This window comes from Pirellulaceae bacterium, from assembly GCA_019636385.1.
Lineage (GTDB): Bacteria > Planctomycetota > Planctomycetia > Pirellulales > Pirellulaceae > Aureliella.
On sequence record JAHBXT010000002.1, the window covers coordinates 446,885 to 467,249 of the forward strand.

13 protein-coding genes and 1 pseudogene are annotated in these 20,365 nt (G+C 54.8%); 8 read left to right on the forward strand and 6 right to left on the reverse strand.

The window, feature by feature from the left end:
• Window positions 1-92: 92 nt before the first annotated feature.
• From KF752_07450 to KF752_07460, 3 genes are all read left to right on the forward strand, one after another.
• Window positions 93-476, forward strand: coding sequence for a nuclear transport factor 2 family protein (locus tag KF752_07450; GenBank protein MBX3421378.1), 384 nt, complete (start codon window positions 93-95; stop codon window positions 474-476).
• Between the two features lie 77 nt (window positions 477-553).
• Complete coding sequence (locus KF752_07455; GenBank protein ID MBX3421379.1) at window positions 554-1,519, forward strand: SMP-30/gluconolactonase/LRE family protein; 966 nt, start codon at window positions 554-556, stop codon at window positions 1,517-1,519.
• A gap of 419 nt (window positions 1,520-1,938) precedes the next feature.
• On the forward strand, window positions 1,939-5,646 hold the full coding sequence (locus KF752_07460; GenBank protein ID MBX3421380.1) for a DPP IV N-terminal domain-containing protein: 3,708 nt from the start codon (window positions 1,939-1,941) through the stop codon (window positions 5,644-5,646).
• 130 nt (window positions 5,647-5,776) lie between these two features.
• On the opposite strand, the gene pyrF is transcribed toward KF752_07460, so the two are convergent.
• The 3 genes from pyrF to KF752_07475 all read right to left on the reverse strand — a co-directional run bounded on the left by pyrF (window position 5,777) and on the right by KF752_07475 (window position 9,205).
• Window positions 5,777-6,670, reverse strand: a complete 894-nt coding sequence (pyrF, locus tag KF752_07465) for an orotidine-5'-phosphate decarboxylase (protein MBX3421381.1) — start codon at window positions 6,668-6,670, stop codon at window positions 5,777-5,779.
• 156 nt (window positions 6,671-6,826) lie between these two features.
• Window positions 6,827-7,894 carry a Gfo/Idh/MocA family oxidoreductase gene (locus KF752_07470; GenBank protein ID MBX3421382.1) on the reverse strand — a complete coding sequence of 356 codons (1,068 nt, stop codon included), beginning with the start codon at window positions 7,892-7,894 and terminating at the stop codon, window positions 6,827-6,829.
• Between the two features lie 9 nt (window positions 7,895-7,903).
• On the reverse strand, window positions 7,904-9,205 hold the full coding sequence (locus KF752_07475; GenBank protein MBX3421383.1) for a PQQ-like beta-propeller repeat protein: 1,302 nt from the start codon (window positions 9,203-9,205) through the stop codon (window positions 7,904-7,906).
• A gap of 629 nt (window positions 9,206-9,834) precedes the next feature.
• Between KF752_07475 and KF752_07480 the strand changes: the two are divergent.
• A pseudogene (locus KF752_07480) lies at window positions 9,835-10,443 on the forward strand (hypothetical protein).
• A gap of 643 nt (window positions 10,444-11,086) precedes the next feature.
• Here the strand turns inward: KF752_07480 and KF752_07485 are convergent.
• Window positions 11,087-11,428: a hypothetical protein gene (locus KF752_07485; protein ID MBX3421384.1), complete on the reverse strand. Its 342-nt coding sequence runs from the start codon at window positions 11,426-11,428 to the stop codon at window positions 11,087-11,089.
• Between KF752_07485 and KF752_07490 the strand changes: the two genes are divergently transcribed.
• The 4 genes from KF752_07490 to KF752_07505 all read left to right on the forward strand — a co-directional run bounded on the left by KF752_07490 (window position 11,399) and on the right by KF752_07505 (window position 14,298).
• Window positions 11,399-12,262: a hypothetical protein gene (locus KF752_07490; protein ID MBX3421385.1), complete on the forward strand. Its 864-nt coding sequence runs from the start codon at window positions 11,399-11,401 to the stop codon at window positions 12,260-12,262. The two genes, KF752_07485 and KF752_07490, sit on opposite strands and share 30 nt — an antisense overlap.
• A 427-nt stretch (window positions 12,263-12,689) precedes the next feature.
• A complete protein-coding gene (locus KF752_07495) occupies window positions 12,690-12,884 on the forward strand; it encodes a hypothetical protein (protein MBX3421386.1) in 195 nt (64 codons plus the stop codon).
• Between the two features lie 66 nt (window positions 12,885-12,950).
• The gene (locus KF752_07500) at window positions 12,951-13,286 is read left to right on the forward strand and encodes a hypothetical protein (GenBank protein ID MBX3421387.1); all 336 of its coding nucleotides are present in this window, start codon (window positions 12,951-12,953) and stop codon (window positions 13,284-13,286) included.
• A 226-nt stretch (window positions 13,287-13,512) separates the two neighbouring features.
• A complete protein-coding gene (locus tag KF752_07505) occupies window positions 13,513-14,298 on the forward strand; it encodes an SDR family NAD(P)-dependent oxidoreductase (protein ID MBX3421388.1) in 786 nt (261 codons plus the stop codon).
• Between the two features lie 103 nt (window positions 14,299-14,401).
• Here the strand turns inward: KF752_07505 and KF752_07510 are convergent, their stop codons facing one another.
• Together KF752_07510 and rho are read right to left on the reverse strand one after the other, a co-directional pair.
• Window positions 14,402-18,163, reverse strand: a complete 3,762-nt coding sequence (locus KF752_07510; GenBank protein MBX3421389.1) for an MMPL family transporter — start codon at window positions 18,161-18,163, stop codon at window positions 14,402-14,404.
• A 253-nt stretch (window positions 18,164-18,416) separates the two neighbouring features.
• Window positions 18,417-19,742: a transcription termination factor Rho gene (gene rho / locus KF752_07515; GenBank protein MBX3421390.1), complete on the reverse strand. Its 1,326-nt coding sequence runs from the start codon at window positions 19,740-19,742 to the stop codon at window positions 18,417-18,419.
• Window positions 19,743-20,365: the final 623 nt, after the last annotated feature.

Below are 20,365 nucleotides of genomic sequence, written 5' to 3' on the forward strand. Positions count from 1 at the left end.
CTGCTGCACATTGGGGTAGTCGGATCACGTTTTAGTTTGCCGGCGACTAGTTGTTTGTAACCAAGAATAGACCAGGAGTAGAATTGCGAGCCATGAGTGAAGAAGCGAATTTGATTAACTTGACGAAGTGCCTGCTGGAAAGCATTATCACAGGTAATTGGGAGGCGTATAGCGAGTTGTGCGATCCAAGTATTTCCTGCTTTGAGCCCGAAGCGCGTGGCAATTTTGTTGAAGGAATGGATTTTCATCGCTTCTATTTTGACTTGGGACTAAGTGGCGCGAAACTACAGGTAACCATGGTGCGGCCTCATGTGCGGCTGATGGGCGACGCGGCGGTCGTTAGCTACGTTCGATTAACTCAAGTTGCTGATACCGCGGGCGCTGTGGTCACCAAGTCGGCAGAGGAGACACGTGTGTGGCAGAAGATCAGCGGTAATTGGAAACATGTGCATTTTCATCGCTGCGTGGTTGGGTAAACTTGAGTGGAAGCCGCCAGGCCCGCATTGCGGTTAAGCAATCCAGAGCAACGTGCATGAACTGAGGTGGATGCGTTATGATCAAGAGTTTGTTGTTTGGTTTAGAATGGAAAGTCGTGCTGCGATCCAGTTGGGTATTTGTTCTGACAACTCTTTTCGCGCATCCAGTTCCGACGACCAACGCACAAGACATTCCTTCGCTAGGTAAGGTTGGGCCGGTGGAGCTGGTTCAGCAGGGCTTTCAATTCTTGGAAGGGCCTGCCAAAACTCCTGACGGGGCGCTGTATTTTACGGACATTCCTGCCGAGGCGATTTACAAGCTAACGGTGGATGGAAAGATTGAAGAATTCCTGAAACCCTCAGGATTCGCAAACGGACTGATGTATGGAGGCGACGGCCAGTTGCTGGCCTGCCAGATGGCTGGGCAGTTGGTCAAGATTGATTTGTCCACTAAGCAGATTACTGTACTGGCGTCTGAGCATGGTGGCGCAAGGCTGAACGCACCCAATGATCTGGTCATTGATCGACAAGGCGGCATTTACTTTAGCGACCCACGCTATCGAGCGCCTCAGCCGTGGCCGCAACAGGTAGAAGCATTCTATTACCGTGCCCCCGATGGCACCGTGACACGCCTCGGCGCTGACCTGAAAGCTCCCAATGGAGTGGCGCTGTCGCCAGATGAGAGCACCTTGTATGTGATCCCGTCTATGCAGTCGGAGATGATGGCTTATCCTGTCGAAGCGCCGGGCAAGTTAGGGACAGGTCGCGTCTTCTGTCAACTCCAGCAATTAGAAGGTAAGTCGGCTAGTGGCGGCGATGGATTGGCGGTTGACTCTAAAGGCAATCTGTTCATCACATCAGAAGCGGGTGTGCAAGTCTTCTCGGCCGCCGGTGAATTGTTGGGGATCATTCAAGTGCCGGAACAGCCAGCCAACTGCGCATTTGGTGGTGCAGATAACAAGACGCTGTATATCACCGCACGCACCGGATTATATCGCTGCAGCCTGCCAATTGCCGGACACCTGTATCGCGGGCAATGGTGACGCTAAATCTTGCCCCCCGGACGGACTTTCTTACGGAGGCACAAAGTCGCAGAGGCACAGATTCGCAGAGTTGCTTGAGCACGAAAGTGGAATGTTGATCCTGTGCAGTGAGCCGTGAGGCGGTCGGTGACTGCGTGTTTCTGCGAGAACCAAGAAAGAATATCACGGTGCAGCCGAGACAAGGTTGCGGTTTGCGAATGCAATCAGCCTTGAATTGCTGTGTGATCCGCTTGGTGGGACGTTTGAGGCTTGGAAGGAATCGGACGATGGTGCAAACCGGGAATGATTGTTGGCCCTCATTGTGGCAGATGTTCTACGCACCTAGCGAGAGTCGCTACGCGCGGCCGGGCCGCGTGTCTGTCCTGCACAGCTGCCGGACACTGCGAGGGAACCATGTTTGTTGTTCGCAGATGCTGGCGATGAGTTGCTGGCTGGCAGTTGCAGTTTTCCAGTCAGCGATATGCCAGGCGCAGCAGGCTGAACCGCTCCAAACGGTGGCTGAAGCCAGTGCCTATACGGCTACTGCTACTCCGCTGCAAGTACAAGAACTGCTGGCTCAAATAGATCGGTCCTGGGAGGCTGCGAGGTTACTTTCACTTGGTTCAACCGTCGAAGGACGTTCAGTCGATGCTCTGGTGATCGATAGCGCTGTGGGGCATTCAGCTACTGAAGCCACGAGCACTTCAGTCGACGATAGATTGACCATCATGCTGCTGGCGGGCACGGATGCGGCAGAATATGTCGGTAAAGAATCGGTCTTAGGGCTGGTCCGCGACTTAGCACTGTCACAGTCTCGCGACTGGCTCGATTCCGTACGACTGATTGTCGTGCCTAATTTGAATGCCGACGGCAATGCGAGGTACGGCCTCTCCAAGACCGTGCCATCGACTAATGCACATGTGCTTTCTGGCGCGGTTCCAAACGCGCAAGGATTAGATTTGGGGATGGATTTCATCAAATTAGAATCGCCTGAAACGCAAGCACTTGTATCCGCGATTCACAAGTTTGACGTAGATGTGCTGATCGATATGCGCGCAATAAGTCGAGAATTGCAACAGCACCAAGCAGCCTTTGACATTCCACGTATTTCGACAGCCTCAACGCAGCTAGAGGATTATCTGCGCCATGAATTATTTCCGGCTGCATTTCGAGAGATTGTTAAAGGCGATAATGTTGCGGTGACTTGTGGCAGTCTGGGTGAAGAGTTTCGGAAGTTGCTGAACGCTAACGGCTCGGGGGGAGATAGCAGCCGCTATATGGGACTGCGCGGCAAACTGGGCTTGGTTCTTGCGGCTAATCCTGCTGAAGGTTTTGCATCAAGCTATCAGACGTCTCGATCGCTTATCTACGAGACACTAAGACGTTTAGCCTCGGATGCGGATCGAGTCCAGCAGATGATGCAGAATCACGTAGATTGGTCCCTTCCAGGGAGTGAGATACCGATTGTCCAGTCCGGTACTCCCGCCGAGGAGTCCGTGTCGGCGGCCAGTCAGCGAAGCATCAGGATGCCCATGGCCTACGCAATCGCGCCTCAACACGCTTGGGCTATCAGTCGTTTGGTGCGCCATGGCATTCCGGTATTTCAATTGACTCGTAATCAATCGGCGCCTGCGCAGATCGCAATAATTGCCAAATCGTACAACGATGCGAAAGTTCAGGGGCACACGCTACGTCGAGTCGAGGTCCAGTGGCAGTCCGTTGAGCTGCCACTGGCTGAAGGCACTTACATTATTCCGCATACCCAGCCGGTGGGACGCCTGGCCGCCTATCTGCTTGAGCCTGAATCAGGCGATAGTCTGGCTAAATGGAACTATTTGGACCCCTATCTTGCCGCCGGCGCGACGTACCCGGTGTTTCGGCTGGAGCAAATCCCCTCCTGGATTGAGCAAGTCGAACACATTCCTGCTGGTGAGCAGTTGACTCTAGAGCATCTCTTTCATCCTGAAACGGCCGTCGATTTAACTGGGCAGCGATTAACTAGATTCGGCGGTTGGGTCACAACGAAGTCCAACGTTCAGTATGCCATCCAGCACGATGGCCAATGGCTTATCGTCGATGCGGCGACTGGCCAGGCGCATCCGGTCGCTCCAAGTCAACGGCTCGTTGAACGATTTGGGCAGATCGCCAACATTGCATCGGACAAGGCTCGCCAGTCGCTTGAAAACAGCCGGTATTGGCTAAATCCGCCAGGGCCATGGCTGGTCGAGCAGGCCGAAGACTTGTATTGGGTCGATCCTCGCGCAGAATCAACCAAACGCCTGACGCATTCGGTGGGAAAGAAGGAAGAGCTAGCAGAGCTTAGTCCGTCGGGAGGGCAAGTGGCGTTCGTCCGAGATAACAATCTATGGGTAGTTGACTGCAGCTCTGGTCGAACTCTGCAATTGACGTCTGACGGTAGCGAGCTGATTCTTAATGGCAAATTAGATTGGGTCTATCAGGAAGAGTTGTATGGTCGCGGTGACTTCAAGGGGTTTTGGTGGAGCCCTGATAGCCAGCGATTGGCCTACTTGCAGTTGGGGCAACAACCGGTGCCCGAGTATCTGCTGACGGATAGTTCGCGTGTCCAGCAGTCGCTGGAGAGGACGCGATATCCTAAAGCCGGCCAGCCGCTACCAGTCGTCCGTGCGTGGATCGTAGATGTTGCTACCGGTTTAAAACGCGAAGTCGAATTGCCACAGATGGGGAATCACTCGGATCGGCTGGTCGCCCGTGTAACCTGGGCACCCAATGGCAGATTGTGGCTGCAAGTGCTCAATCGAGTACAGAACCGCCAAGACTTGATTGAAGTCGATCCGCGAACCGGCGGTTCGCGAACGGTATTACGCGAAGAGACGCCGCACTGGATCGAGATTCGGGGAACTCCACGATTCCTGGCAAGCGGTGATTTTTTGTGGTTGAGCGACTTGCCCGAAGGTCGCACACGATTATTTAAGGTCAGTGCTTCCAACGGACAAAGGCAACCAGTCACAAACGGCGATTGGGATGTCCGTCAATTGTATGGTGTGTCTAGCGATCAGCGTTATGCGTTGATTGGTGGCAGTCCTCATGATTCAGTTCAGGCACACCTGCTGTCGGTCGATCTGCAAACGGGTGCTACGCAACAGATGACGTCCACAGCCGGAACGCACGATGTGAGTTTGGAGGCGAGCGGACGGTTTTATATGGACACATTTAGTAGCTGGAATAATCGCCCTGTTACCACACTGTATGCTACGGATGGCAGCGTTTCGCGGATCGTTTCTTGCCCGGTGGGAGATCGACATGACTACGTGATCGGTCAGCTTCCGCTGCGTCTAACCATCAGTGCCCGCGACGGTCAGCCGCTGCAAGCTTTAGCGTGGCTACCAAGCGATGCTGCTGTCACCGCGAATTCCGAGAGCAGAGCGAGCGGTTCGTCAGGCCAAGCGATGCAGAGTATTGGCGTGGCCGAGAGACAGAATCCAAATGCCAAGTTTCCAGTGTTGGTGCATGTTTATGGTGGCCCCGGAGCACCTTCGATTCGCGATCGTTGGCAGCCACGAGACTTTCGGTGGCATCAGTGGCTGTGTTCACAAGGCTACGCTGTGGTGTTGTGCGACAATCGTTCAGCTCAAGGGCGCGGGTTGAGCGACTCGTGGCCTATTCGCGGTCAGTTGGGCAGAATTGAATTGCAGGATTTGGAAGATGCCGTAGCTTGGATCGCTGCACAGCCGTGGGCCGATTCACAGCGAGTTGGGCTATGGGGTTGGAGCTACGGTGGCTACATGACAGCCTATGCCATGACGCGCAGCCAATTGTTCAAGGCTGGTATAGCAGGCGCTCCAGTTACCGATTGGCAAAACTATGATGCCATATACACCGAGCGCTATATGGATTTGCCTGAGCGCAACGCAGCCGGTTATGCATCCAGTTCCGTCGTGGCAGCGGCCGATGAGTTGTTTGGTCGGCTGCTACTGATTCATGGTGATGTAGACGACAACGTACACCTGAGCAATTCGCTGCAGCTGGCGGACGCGTTGCAGAAGGCTGGAAAACAATTCGAACTGATGGTCTATCCACGTGCGCGCCACGCTGTGGATAACCCGGCCAAGCGTTATCACCTGTATTGTCTGATGACCGATTTTCTACATCGAAATTTGAAGAACTGAGGTGTGCACGTATCAGAGGCTGTCATCGCCAGACGGTGATTATCCGTTTCGTTCACGGTTAACTGGTTCGTCCACCGTCTGGCGACGGTGGCTACGTGTGTTCGGTAGTGCTTTCGTACTGGTCGTTCAACTAACTGGGCCGTGGTAGTTGTTGCGACATCGCCTGCGCGGCTTTGGCTACCGCTGTTTGCCAATCCGCCGATGCTGGGGATGTGTTCTGGTAGGCAAAAATGATTCCCCGCGAACTGTTGACGATGGCGCCTAAGCCGTGTGGATCGAAAGCGGCGGCCACATCATCTGCCGATCCGCCTTGGGCACCATAGCCTGGAACGAGTAGCCAAGCGTTAGGCATGGCTTGTCGTAGTTCGGATAATTGTTCGGGGTAGGTAGCACCCACAACAGCGCCCACACTGCCATAACCGCTTGATCCAAGCTCGGCCGCTGAAGCCCGCTGTACGACCTGAGCCACGCGGCGATAGAGCGGTTGGCCATCGATGGTCAAGTCTTGAATGAAGCCGCTGCCTGGATTGGACGTCTTCACTAATACGAAAAGTCCTGCGCCGCGATCGTGAGCTGTCGAAATGAACGGCTGCAAAGTATCATCCCCCAGGTACGGGTTGACAGTCAGCGCATCGCAACCCCACGCACTTGCTGCACCGAGATAGGCATCGGCATACCCTTCGGCGGTTGAGCCGATATCTCCGCGTTTGCCGTCCATGATAACCAACAACTGTTGCTGTCGTGCGTAACGCACGACTTCGGATAGCGCAATCATGCCCGCTACCCCCAACTGCTCGAAGAAGGCCGACTGAGGCTTAACCACCGCAACACATGTGGCAACAGCGTCGATGACTTCGCAGCAGAAACGCTCAGTAACTTTAGCAACAGCCGACAAATCATGCGGCTGAACTCCATTTCGCAGCGCTTCAGGCAAATTATTCCAACGCGGATCCAAGCCAACGCACACCGTTGACCGCTTATCTAGTACAGCGGCAGCTAGTCGATCTCCAAAGCTATTCTTCACGTCAATCTTTTAGGTAAGTGTTACAAATGTAGGGTGGGACAGATATGGGGTGGCACAAGCAAGCCAGGCTGAATGGTGAACTATCAAGGGGCAGTCAACAGTGCCACAGGAAACTCGGATATCAACAGGTCGGCGTGCGACGGCCCACCACGGGCGCTAATCTGGCAATCTATTGATACTGCCTGGAATAACCGGCTGACCGGTATCAGCGCTTGCCAATGCTGCAAAACATAGTTGCAGGCTCTTCAAGTTATCGGCGGCTGAGATGCAGGGCTGGCGGCCCTCATGTATGGCGCACAACAACTCGCTCATCGTACCGCGAAATCCATCAGGGAACCATCGGCCTGTTAATTCTGGTTGCCAACTACCACCTGCCACATGCAGCTCGACACTCTGTTGGTGCAGGTTCGGACCGGTGCTTCGCAGGCTGCCTTTAGTTCCCGCTAAATAGGTGTGATCCCATGGTCCAATCCTGACACCAGCATCAAATACCAATGTGGCTTGAGCCGAATCGAACTCCAGCAGGACCTGAGCCAGCAAATTCGGCGACAGTTTTTGACCAGGTACGCGCGCGGTCGAAGCGAACACCCGTCGCGGCATCGCTCCACCAAGAAAGTATCGCACTAGGTCGAACCAGTGTATCCCGAAATCATACAGTACCACATGCCGAATCTTTTCAAACTCAGTTCCTTCCACCCAAGTATGATCCCAGTGGCAGCCCAGATGCACCGCGAACAGCTCGCCCAACAATCCCGCCTGAACAGCACTGTACGCCCATCGGTAGTGCGGTGCCCAACGCGCGTTTTGATTGACGGCCAGAAGGACGTTCTGCTGCTGGGCCAGTTCAACCAACCGCTGCCCTTGCTGAATGTCAGTAACAAACGGCTTTTGGCTGAGCACGTGTTTGCCGGCCAGTAAGCAGTCGCGGACGATGCCCAGTCGCTCGGCAGGATGAGTGGTAACATCCACCACCTCCAGCGACTCGTCACGCAACAGCTGCCGATAGTCCTGATAGACTTTGGCGTCTGGAAAATACTGTGCGGCGCGCAATCGGGCTTGATCCATCCGCAGATCGCACAATGCAGCGATATTAAACTGAGCATCGCGATAAGCCGCCAAGTGCTCAGCAGTAATTCCTCCGCAACCGATCAAACCGATTCGCGGACAATATGTGCCGGGGCTTTGTGGCCGATATTCCAGTTCACAGAGAGCGGCTGACGGCATAACGTTGGCTTAGCGCTTGATATCGTAGCATAGAATCGTATCGTTCTCGCGCAGCAGCAGTTTGCCATGGGCGATTACCGGATGCGCCCAACTCGGCGGCTTGCCATCGCCGGAGCCAGGCGTTTGAAAGCTACTGACCTCGTCGAAGCTCTCGGTTGAGACTGGTGCCAGACCGACCTTGCCGTTTTGATAGCGGATAAACAATTTGCCGTCGGCGGCGATGACCGACGTAGAGCCGCTACCACTGCCTCGTCCCCGCCAGACTATTTTTCCCGTCTCTAGTTCAGCACAGTAGATTTGACTGCGATCGCTGCAGCCGGCATACAGGTGGTTGCCAACCAGTATCACGCCACCATGTTTGTTGTCGAGGTCTTTATTCAACCCATAGACCTCCTTGATCGTTACTCGTCCGCCATCGCCAGGGACTTGTCGCAACAGTGCTCCGCCGGTTCCGTAGCCGGCGACGGTGAACACCAAATCATCCTTGATGACAGGAGAAGGGATAAACGCGACTGGCGGGGGAACGTCATAGCTCCAAAGCAGCGCTCCGGTAGCCGCGTCAATTCCAAGAGGACCGCCCCCCGTGTTCTGTACATATACCTTACGACCGCCAACATTGCTTGTTACCACCGACGAGTGACCGGCGCCAACGTCGTTCGGTCTGGCGCATGTCCAGACGACTTCGCCGCTCACTTTGTCCAACGCCACGACGGTCGCTTTTTCACCGCCTGGTGTACAGATCAGTAGATTGCCGTCGATCAGCGGTGACTCGCCGTAGCCCCAGCCGTCATGCTTCTTTCCGCTCAAGTCATCTGGTAAGCTCTTATTCCAAATCGGCTGGCCATGAATGCTGACGCAATGCAACATCCCGTTGGGGTTGAGCACGTAGACGTGATCGCCGTCGATGGTTGGCGTGCTGCGCGCGCCATTCCAGGTTGGCTGGCTGGGATGTCCATTCCAGGCCGGACCGGTCTTGGTCATCCACAACTGCTTGCCAGATGATAAATCGTAGCACGTTAGGTACTCGTCTTCGTCGGCAGCGGTCGAAGGAGCATCGCCCAGCGTGTAGACGCGACCTGCGGCGACAGCTGCGCTCGAGTAGCCCGATCCGGCTCCCTTAGCCGTCCATAACAGTCTTGGTCCGCTAGCGTCCCATTGGTTCAGAAGGCCCGAATCGCCTGCAACGGCAGTACGGTTGGAACCACGAAATGTCGGCCAGTCCTGACCTGAAGCTTGGTAGCCTACGGTCGCCAAGACGGCCAGGCAGGCGCATGTTAGGCCGTCTGCGCGGCGGTGCTGTTCGAAATACACGTGCAGGCTCTCCCTCTAACGATATGGTTACTAACGCTGAGGACCGATCGACTTGGGGTTCGCCGCCATCAGTGTTCTGAAGCGCTGCTATTATGACGGTTTCGAGGTCACCATGCCACCGGCCCAATCGGGAAAATCAGGGTAGCCACTGGCATAGTTACGAGTATTTCCGCATTTCAGTGACTTGGCCAACCAGGATGGTTCGGCTTAGCGCGGCATCGTCAGCCAACACTCCGGGTTATGCAAAGCGGCAAATCTTGCCGACTGCATAACATTTTCTAACTATTTCAAGACCGCTTGAGCTAGCATTTGCAGCGATTTCTCCGCGCGAACAGCCTGGTTGCTAGCAATTTCTTGTGCCGCCCTCGGAATCTCCGAAGGTTCAGATGCTAGCTATTCGATTTCAGGAAGCGAGAACTCTGTCGCTCGAATCGGAGGCATCTTTTCCGTTTCGGCTGCGACCAGGGGCCTCGCGTTAAGCGCGAACAACGAGTGTTCGCTGCATATCAGATCGCCTGGAACCGCATAACCCGCTGCTTGGCCGTTCACCTTCCAATCCCGCCTGGTGGATTCAGCCCGCATTGGCCTGACTGTTAGCGGCGATCAACAACCACTAGGAGAAACTTGGAATGACACGAATCAACACGAACGTGGGCTCGTTAGTAGCCCAAAACCGCCTGAATCGAACGAACATGGATTTGCAAACGGCGCTGACTCGCCTGAGCACCGGTATGCGAATCAACAGCGGCAAAGATGACCCGGCTGGTCTGATCGCCAGCGAAGCACTGCGCAGCGATATTACCAGCCTGAACAAGGCTATTTCAAATACGAAGCGGGCTTCGCAAATCATTGCCACCGCCGATAGTGCTCTGGGACAGGTCAGTTCGCTGTTGAACAACATCCGCGGTTTGCCGTGGGAAGGCCAACAGCGGTGCCATGAGTGAATCGGAAATCGCCGCTAACCGTTGCAAAGTCGATAGCTGTTGGAAGCCATCAACCGAATTGCTCGACCACCACTCAAGGTCGCAAGCTGTTGGATGGCAGCATGGACTTCTTGACTACCGCTGGTACCCAACTACGCTCAAGTCAAGGACTTGAAGATCAACCAGGCCAACCTGGGATCAACCGGTCAAATGGCGGTTTCGGTCAACATCAGTAGCTGCTGCTCAGCAAGCCCAAGTGGCTTTTGTAGGGGACATGCGGCGACGGTTGACTCGGTGGCTCATACAGCTCGCTGACCCTCGAACGCTCCGTTACGCAGCGCGGTGCTCGCGCACTCGAATTCACTCGAACCATCGCTGGCGCTGTCGCCGAAACTGGTGCCATCGACATCGACGGTGGTGGTGGATCGCGTTCACCTTACTCACTAAAGAACAAAACCACGCTTATAACGGCTATACCGTCAACGTCACCACTACTGACGCTGGCAACTTCTCTCCATCACCATCGACGATGATGCCCAAACCATCACCGTGCGACTTGAAGAGGTAAGGCACTAGGGGCCATCGCTACCGAACTGGCAGATCATGCGGTTTTTGAGTTGGATGTCACGCTCAACACCGGCACTGTCACCAACGGCGACGCCGCTGCTGGCGTTGCCTTCGCTACCGCTGGTACGGCTACCACCCAGACAGCCAGCATCGATGGGTGACCGCCGCTGTCGATGGGTCTGACTGATTTTGACTTCGTAGCGCCGACAATACCCCTCCGGACGCTGTTCCGTCGGCGGGCGCTCAATGGTGGCAATATCGAAATCACCGCTGGTTCGGCCGGTAATACCCGCCTGATGTGATCCTGGCTGCCATCAACGGCATCCAGGGCTTCGGAGCCACGCTGACGATCCAGACAACATCGAGTACTGATCCCGACCACACCACCGCCTCAGTGACTTGGTCGAGGCCGCGAAGCTGCCAATCTGTCAGCCACAATCAACCTGTCTCGTAACGGTGCCGCAGCCAATGGTGCTACCATCACTTTTGCTACCGGCGGTACGGGGGCTCCCACAGCAGCCGTGGATGCTGACGGCAACCTGACCATCACCGTCGATGACAGCATCTCCACGTCGATGTTGACGATATCGTTGATGCCATCAACCAAGAAGGCACTTACACGGCCGAAGCCGCTGAAGACAATACGCCAACCAGTTTCCAAAGCGGTGATGCTGGATTCCAGCGTTAGTTTCCTGACAATGGTGTGGACGGCCAAGCCGGTGGTATCAGCCACAATGTGGTTTTTGAACTGCTGGGCAAGAACGGTTCGAAGTTGTCCAACGTCAGTGCTGGTACAACACTCGCCGAACTGGTAACGCAGATCAACTTAGTTAGCGATGCAACCGGCGTTAGCGCTGCTGTTGATTCAGACGACAACACCCGATTGATTCTGAAGTCGACCGCTTACGGTTCAGAGGCTATTGTCGATCTGCGAGTAATCCAAGAAAACGCACTTGGCTCGTTCACCTCGGCGATAGGGGCCGGTGCCCGCGACTTTGGTGCAGACATTGTTGCCAAGATTAACGGAGTGAATGCCAATGGGCGTGGCAACAGCATGTCGGTTAACACCGCCAGTCTGGCCATGTCTCTGACAGTTGCCGAAGGTTCCAGCGACAACATCGAATTCTCGATTACTGGAGGCGGTGCCCTGTTCCAGTTGGGTGGTGATGTAGTCAGCAATCAGCAGGCACGCGTGGGCATCTCCAGTGTCACTACTGCTCGACTAGGCGGTGCGGCTGGCCGGATGTATCAATTGGGGTCTGGGGAGAGCGCTGCTTTGGACAAAAATCCCAATTTGGCTGCACAGATCGTGAATGAGGCAATTACTCAGGTGACCAGCCTGCGAGGCCGATTGGGTGCATTCCAAGCTACAACCCTGGAAAGCAACCTGGTTTCGTTGAACGACACCGTCAACAATCTGACCGAAGCCGAAAGCTCGATCCGCGATGCTGACTTCGCTCAAGAGACGGCTCGTCTAACGCGAGCTCAGGTACTGGTTCAGTCCGGTACGGCCGTGCTGGGCATCGCCAACCAAAGTCCTCAGAACGTGCTGGGTCTGCTGCGATAGCCGCCAGCGTCGGATCGTGCTATCAAAAATCATGAACAACCGCGCTTGGTAAAATGCTGAGCGCGGTTTCTTTTTCGCTGCCGCTTCATGTCTGGTTGCGGGCGTTAGTGTTTGTTGATCAATTCGCGTTAGCGGTTGCCGGCTTGGAGCGAACGCTGAACCAATTGTTCGATCACGTAGCGGCTGTTGCTAGCTATCAAAAAGGCAACGGCCGAGCCATTTCTAGCTCGACCGTTGGAATTTCGATTTCGACCAATTACAACTGGCGGTTACTTCTGATAGTCCCGAGACTCAGCTTCGTTATATTGGCAGTAACTGGCTGCAAATCTATCGCTACGGGCCACGAGCGACCAGATTCGCATAGCTCGTCTTGCCAACTTGGATCGCTTAGGTTCCAGCGTCTGGAACTGGAGCTGGAGCTGTAGTCGTGCTGGTCTGTGGTGCTGGCGGAGCCGAGCTAGGCGAAGTGCTCTCGACGACGTTGCCAGAATCGACCGACGTGCTGCAGTTTGGGCAACCGCCACTGGTGACTACTGCGCCCGAGCAAGGGCATGACGAAGCGCATGCCGTCGCACAACCGCCACAGGTACTCGCTTGGCAGTGGCTAGCCAGAACTACTTGACAACCGCATGAGCGACGAGCCATCCGGCGACCGCAGCCAGAATCACAAGCATTGCAAGTATCGCACGTGCTCGCAGCTGTGCAGGAATTGCAGGTGCTGGCTACATGGCAAGAGCCACAGTCTGGAGCAACACTCGCGCCGCAGCAAGGAGCTGGGGCTGGTGCCGAACAACATGTTGGTGCAGGGGCGGCACAGCAGGAAGGGGCAGGAGCCGAGCAGCAGGTAGGCGCTGGGCAGCAATTTCCGCGACGACCACGCAGGCGAGCCTCACTGGTCTCGGCAAGCGTTACTACCATCACTGCGGCAATGGTCCCGACGATCATCAATCGGTTCATTCTAGATTCTCCTTGTTGGGGGACGAAAACTGATACTGGCGGTCCAACGCAGTCCCGCGTTCAGTAGGTTACTTCAATTCAACGAACTTCTGGCGAGCGTTACGCTCCCCCCACTTGGCAGGCAAATCCTGCCGTTGACAGAGAGTGTTTCGCTTACGCAAGCTGACGAACTGTGGCTAAGGTTAACGCCCTGAACTACTATGTCAACGGGGCCGCGAGGCAAGCATCTAAGTCTATAGCTGCCCCTTAATGTTAATGCAGGATGTCTAGTTAGTTTGGGTGGAGTATGGTTAATGAGTGGTTTATGGTTTGGCCGTCGTGTAATTTTGACGGGTGCCACCAGTGGCATTGGGTGGGAGCTTGCAAGAATTCTTGTTCGCCGGGGTGCGATTGTCATTGCTACAGGTCGACGCAGCGAGCGGTTGGACACACTGAAATCAACAGTTCAGAACCCGCAACAACTGATGGCGATTGCCGGTGATATCTGCGACCCAATTCATCGGCAAAGGTTGATGGATGCTGCTGTAAATCAGTTGGGAGGGCTGGACGTCTTGATCAATAACGCCGGAATTGGGGCCATCGGTCCATTCCGCCAGGCAACTCCCGATCGGTTGCGGAGAATATTTGAAGTCGACTTTTTTGCGGCTGTCGAGCTAACGCGTTTGGCCATAGAGCCGCTGACGCACGCTAAATCTCCCGCGATTTGCCTCGTCAACTCTGTACTGGGTTATCGTGGTGTGCCTGATAAGAGTGAATACTGTGCAGCAAAATTCGCGCTGCGCGGCTGGGCTGAATCACTGCGAGTCGAACTGATGCCCTTGGGAATCGATGTCATTTCCGTATATCCCAGCACCACGCGCAGCGAATTCTTGGATTCACTGATCGAAACGCTTCCTGGAACGGCTAGCCGTAGCATGGGGAGCCAGTCTGCATCGCAGGTTGCTAGTTGCATTATCGGTGCCCTGCAAGCACGACGACTCAGCGCGTTTCCATCCCTCACCGCTAGAGCCATGGTCTGGTTGAGTCAAGCCTTTCCCGGCCTGACCGATCGCCTGCTGCTACGATCGTATAGAGCATGAAGCGGGGTGGCGCGTCACTGCGCTGGCCACAACGCGGATAGTGCGTTATTTACGGCGGAACGAATCTTGGCGAACGTCGCACACACTCAAGCCAATGGCAATGTTAACTGCGTTTGCGCGCCTGATTGGAACGATTCTTGTGGAGCTTGGGTGGTGGCACCGACTGTTCATCAGGCGATTTGAAGTCCAAGGGAGGTCTGCCAAGTGCGGAAGTGGGCTGAGTATGGATTGGTGCACCGACGGATGTTTCAACTGAGTCAGGTGCAGTATTCACTGTGATTGCCAAATCTGCAGCGGATTCTGGTGCTGGCCAACGGCTGCGTCCAAGATTAAAGACGCGCCCCAGTGGACTCGCAAGCAGTGCCGGTAACCAAATCAAGTCACCGATGACCGCTGCAACCAATAGCGCCAACATCAGCGTTCCAAAGCGCTGAGTGGGCGTGAAGGTGCTGAGCGCAAAAACGCTCAGGCCCAAACCGCTAATGATCGTGGTTTGCGTCATGGCGGGAGCCATATTGCGGTACGTCTCCAGTATGGCTTGTTGGCGATCCAGTCCACGACGCATGGCCCCGCGGAACCAGCTCAGAAAGTGGATTGTATCGTCGACAGCCACACCTAACGCCACGCTGGCGGTCATCATTGTTCCGATATCCACCAATGTTCGGGCATGTCCCATAAAACCAAAGATCACTACGACAGGGAAGATGTTCGGGATCATCGATACCGCGCCGCTACCAATCGACTGCATGATATTGCGGAGTTGGAAAGCCGAAGTAAATGTTTTGGCAGGCGAGAGCAAACATATCATTACCAAGAAAATCAGCACAAACGCCGACGCGACGCTCTGCACTAAACTTTCCAGAAGCGTTCGCTGAGCTTTGTAGACTACTGGAATAATTCCAGAATAGACCACGTCCATTTCTCCCGGATGCGTAGGCAATTCCACGGGGGTTCCATCGGCCTGCCGTGGCGTGCGATTGAACTGTCGTATCTCGTCCAGCATCAAGCTGGCATCTACAAATTTCACTGCGTTATCGCGGACAAAGCCAACATCGTAGTCGGAATGATTGCGCAGCAGGACAACGCAGTCGTATTCACGCAGATACTTGGCCCACTTGTCCGAGGTGGCACGCCCCTCGTCGGCCAACGGGAACTTCACCGGATCATGCCACTCGACAGCCCGAATTGTGTTATTGATGAGGCACGATCGCAACGTCTCGGCCAACACTGTTTCATCGGACTTGGCGGTGGCAATTGGGTGGCCAGTATGATTGCCGGCCGCTGGAAGTGCAGGCCGAGCCTGACCCAACACCAGCACACGCCCCTTGATCTGCTCGCCGCTCTGGGCTACCACAGCATCCATCACCGCTTTGCGACAGCGATATGCTGCCACGATCGGCTCGACGGCAGAGCGCAAAGACCCCACAAATTGACCATAATCGACGTCGCTTAGAGCGGCCAGTCGCAAACTAATGCGCCACAGCTCGGACTGCGGCGATAGTTCGCTGGTCTCGACCGTTAAATACTCGCTCTTCATCAATTCGTCGCGACTATTGAGCAGCAAATTGTTGGCACCGCTGCGTGAGGGGCTATAACTTAACGATGGCTCAGGCAAGTCTTTGATGAAAGTGCCTGCAGACATACCGCGCCCCACGACATTTTCACCTTCGTAACCGAAACGGCTCTGCAACACATCTTGAATGCGCATCACCGCTTCGGCCCGCTCTAGCAATGTCAACTTGGTCCGTGCTTGGCGTATCTCATCGCTGGATAAATCCGCAATTTCTCCGGTCGGAGCTTGCAATGATTCCGGGAAACGAACGACCAATTCCATGGGGACCAAGCGGCCAAAATGATCTTCCAACCAGGCATAATCCTGGATGATCTGCGACTCGGAATCGAACAGCTTCAGGAGGTGGACGCTAGTCTGAATCTTAAACAGTCCGAACCCCATGGCGATCCAGACAGTCGCCATAACGATATTGACGTAGGCTTGCCGCTGGATCACAAACTTACCCAGCCGTTCCCACTTGTCGGCCAGAAAGTCGTTTATGCGTTTGCCGGCACCGGTAACCTGCTTGGACGGTGGCGGAAACATGGTCAGTGCGCTGGGTAAAAACACGAACAGCAATCCAAGCGTCCCAACAATACCAATGGCTGAATAAATCCCGAACTTGTGGATCGGCAGGATATTGCTACTACCCAGCGACGCCATGCCGATGGCCGTAGTCACTGCGCACAGCGTAGTTGGAACCGCCGCATGAGCCAGAGCCCGTCCAGCAGCGGTGGCTTGACCATGTTCATGAACCGCGTCGCGATAGTAATTGATGAAGTGAATCGCACCGGAAATCCCCAGCACATACACCAGCGAAGGCATGGTCAGCAGAATTGCATCCACCGAAGCTCCGCGCCACCACACCATGCTGAGACTGGCCATGGCGCTTACCCCGCCAACGAAAAACACCATAGCCATCAGCCGCAGTGAGCGTAGCAGGAAATAGCTCAGCATCAGCCCTACAGCCAACGAATAACCAATCAACCGGACGAGCGTGATTGTGCCTTCTTCGTCAATCGCCACGTTATCGATCGGCGGCCCACCCACGCGCAGCACCGGCCCGACGATCGGAGGTGCTTCTACCAGCCAACTGAAGGGCGGAGGAGCCATGGTGGGTTTGGGGGGGGGCGATACGCCGCATTCCCGAGCAATCTCAAATACGCGACCGGTTGGCTGACCCAGCACCCCACGTCCGAGAACCCGCGCCAGATTTCGCCGCGCCGGCGGAGTAAACGTCAGCATTACACAGGTCTGACGAGGTGGCTCAGTAACCGACACTTCATCAAAGAACTCGTACCACACTTCGGCTTGATTCACTGGATCGGCCTTCCGCAGCCGAACCAGATCACCGCCGTAATTCTTGTCGGCTGCGCGCTGAATGACCTGAGCCCATACTTCCTGCCAACCCTCGGGCAATTCAGCCAGCTTCTGTGGAGTGAGCAACTTGGCCAAATCGTCGCTGCGCCAGCCAAAGTCTGCCGGCACCGGTGGTCCGAACAACGTTCCTGTCAATCGAGCCACAGCCATTCGCTCGCCGGCAATCGGATTGCTCTCGACATACAGCGATCTGCCTGGACCAGCCAATTGCTGAACCACTTGTGGCCCCGTGCTGACAGTTTTGATCAGCGGCGAAGCTACCAAACGTAGATCTTGCCAAAACGGATTGGGCTTATCGTCGGTGCTTGGCTTCCCAAGGCCGGCAATAAATCGTCCTTTGAGTTTTAGACTGCCTGTGACGCGCTGTAGCCAATGGGCGATACCCGAAACCAGGTTCGCTCCACCATCCCATCGATAGAGATGCCCTTCGGGCGTTATGTAATAGTATTTGCCGTCTTCATCCACCAGCCATTTCTCGTCTTGACCACCCCAATTGCGGTAGTCATCGCCATTTAAGAATAGGGCATAGTCTTTGAGTGCCTCTTGAGCATATGCGATTTGCTCATCCAATTCATCACCGAACTGCGGTGACATCTCATGCTGCAGTTTGGCAACAAACATCTTTAGCCCGTCAGAATCCTCGGTACACCCATCCCAGGTGGCAACCAGGAATTGTTCGCTGACGAAGCGTTTGTTGAACCATTCGAGTTCTTCAGTTTCACGAAAACTCTTGGGCAGCCAGTCCTTGACGTTGTTCTCGGTGCGCTGGAGTGCCATGCGTGCACCGCGAGCGGCAAATGGGACCAGGAAGAACACACCCATCAACAGCAGCAGCGCCATCGGCGCGCCGAACAGCGATTTTCTCTGAAAGAAGCCGTAATCCATGCCGAACGGGTCACCCTCTAAACGAACGATTTCCGAGACACCGGGCAATCGCAGTCGAAACCTCTAAGGTAGCCTTGCTTGCATAGCCATTCCAGTATCTAAAATCAAAAAGACCGTTCTTTTCATTCGACAGATGACTTCCATAACGACCAGCAAAGCTGGACCGATTGGCTGAATTCTTATGGTCGGACTGGTGCGGACCACCTAGAGTGTGGGTCAGCCGCTACAGTATAATTTGGACATAGTGGTCCATGTTCGGCGGCTTGCCTCCACCTAAATCCTGCAGCCACCCACACCCGAGTTAATCCAGTCGAGCGGCTGCAATTAGCTTGATAAACTCACGGTTGGACTCGAATCGCCCCAATTGTTTGATCAATTGCTCCATGGCTTCGACCGGATGCATCGAATTCAAGGTTCGCCGCAACTTGGTCACGGTGTCTAATGTTTCAGCATCCAACAACAGCTCTTCGCGGCGCGTTCCGGATTGAGAAATGTCGATAGCCGGCCAAACGCGACGATCGGCTAGGCGGCGGTCGAGCACCAGTTCCATGTTGCCCGTACCCTTGAACTCTTGAAAGATGAGATCGTCCATGCGGCTACCGGTGTCTACCAGTGCGGTGCCAACGATCGTTAGCGATCCGCCCTCGGCAAAAGCTCGCGCTGTCGCGAACAGCTTCTTCGGGATGTCCATGGCCTTGATGTTTACACCGCCGGTCATCGTAGGACCATTGTTGCCCACCCATTTGTTAAAAGCACGTGCAAGTCGCGTGATGGAGTCCATCAATAGAAACACATCTTTACCTTCTTCGGCCAAACGCTTGCAGCGATCAATCACCAATTGGCTTAAGCGGACGTGACTGTCAACATCCATATCCAGACTCGACGCGATGACCTCGCCATTCTTGACATTGCGGCGCATGTCAGTCACCTCTTCAGGTCGCTCGTCAATCAGCAGCACCAAAAGGTGCACGTCCGGATGATTTTCGGCAATTCCGCGACTGATATCTTGTAACATGATCGTTTTGCCGCTTCTTGGCGGAGCGACAATCAGCGCTCGCTGGCCCTTGCCCAGCGGTGACAACAGGTCGATAACGCGATTGGTAAGCGGAGTCTTACCCACTTCCAGTTGCAGCCATTGCTCAGGGTTAATTGGAGTAAGCGCCTTGTCATCATCAAAATTGCGGACATTGATGTAGTCATCGGGCGGCAACCCATCGACATCCATAATTTCTCTGACCCGTGGGCCCTGCTGGCGTCTTCCCGGCTGCATCATGGAAGTGATGCGAACGCCTTGTCGCAAGCCAAATTTTTCGATCATCGTCCCGGGGACAAAGGGATCGGTGCGCTCACGCGAATAATTATTTTCGGCACTCCGTAAGAAGCCGTAGCCGTTGGGATGCATCTCCAGGATGCCGACAAACTCAACCAACGGAATTTCACCGTTTTCGTCGACTTGTGGTTCCGGAAACGGTTCGTTGCCGGTTTGTGAAGGCAAACCGCGGCGATGCCGGCCGCCTCGCCGACCACCACCGCCCGAACGCGGGCCTCCCTGTGAACCGGAATAGCCCCCAGAAGGAGCGCCCGAAAAACCAGAACCCGACCGCGAGCGAAACCGCTTTTTCTTCATTACTTGATTTCCAACGCCGAATTAAGAGAGACAGGTTGTTGAACGTTGCAGCCAGTCAACTGTCGCTAAACTAGAGAGAAACGCCGATTGCTAAGTGACCGTCCGCAATAAAGGAATTCTTCGCACCGCCTAAAACGCTGGTTGAGTAAAGAATCAACCGCCCGTTAATCTGACTGAGTACGTGTGGGAAGCTGGGCATTTACGAGTGCAGATTGAGTTGCCGTCAATTCGGCTCCGCTCCCGCGTGAACTGTTTTGTCTCTAGTTTGGACCTGAAAGCTTCTGGAGCTCGGATGGTCACATATTAAGCTGCTGTGAAATCAACAGCCCAGGATTACAACAGAGGCAGCTGGCCTATGATTGCCATGCCAATTATCGCTGTATACCAACTGCTGTCCGCAAGCTGTTGCGGAAACCACCACCATTCGCACTGACAGCGCCTTCAGAAAGGCGGCCTATCAATTTATGTCTTGCCAATCTGCGTCTTGCCAGTCAGCGCTTCGCTCCATTGCGATTCGCCACGACTGAAACCATCTTGGCTTCAAAAGCTGAATGCGTCTGAACAATACTAGAGCTAACTCACCAATACTGATTCAGACCGCCAGGTGACTCTGCCATGAAGCA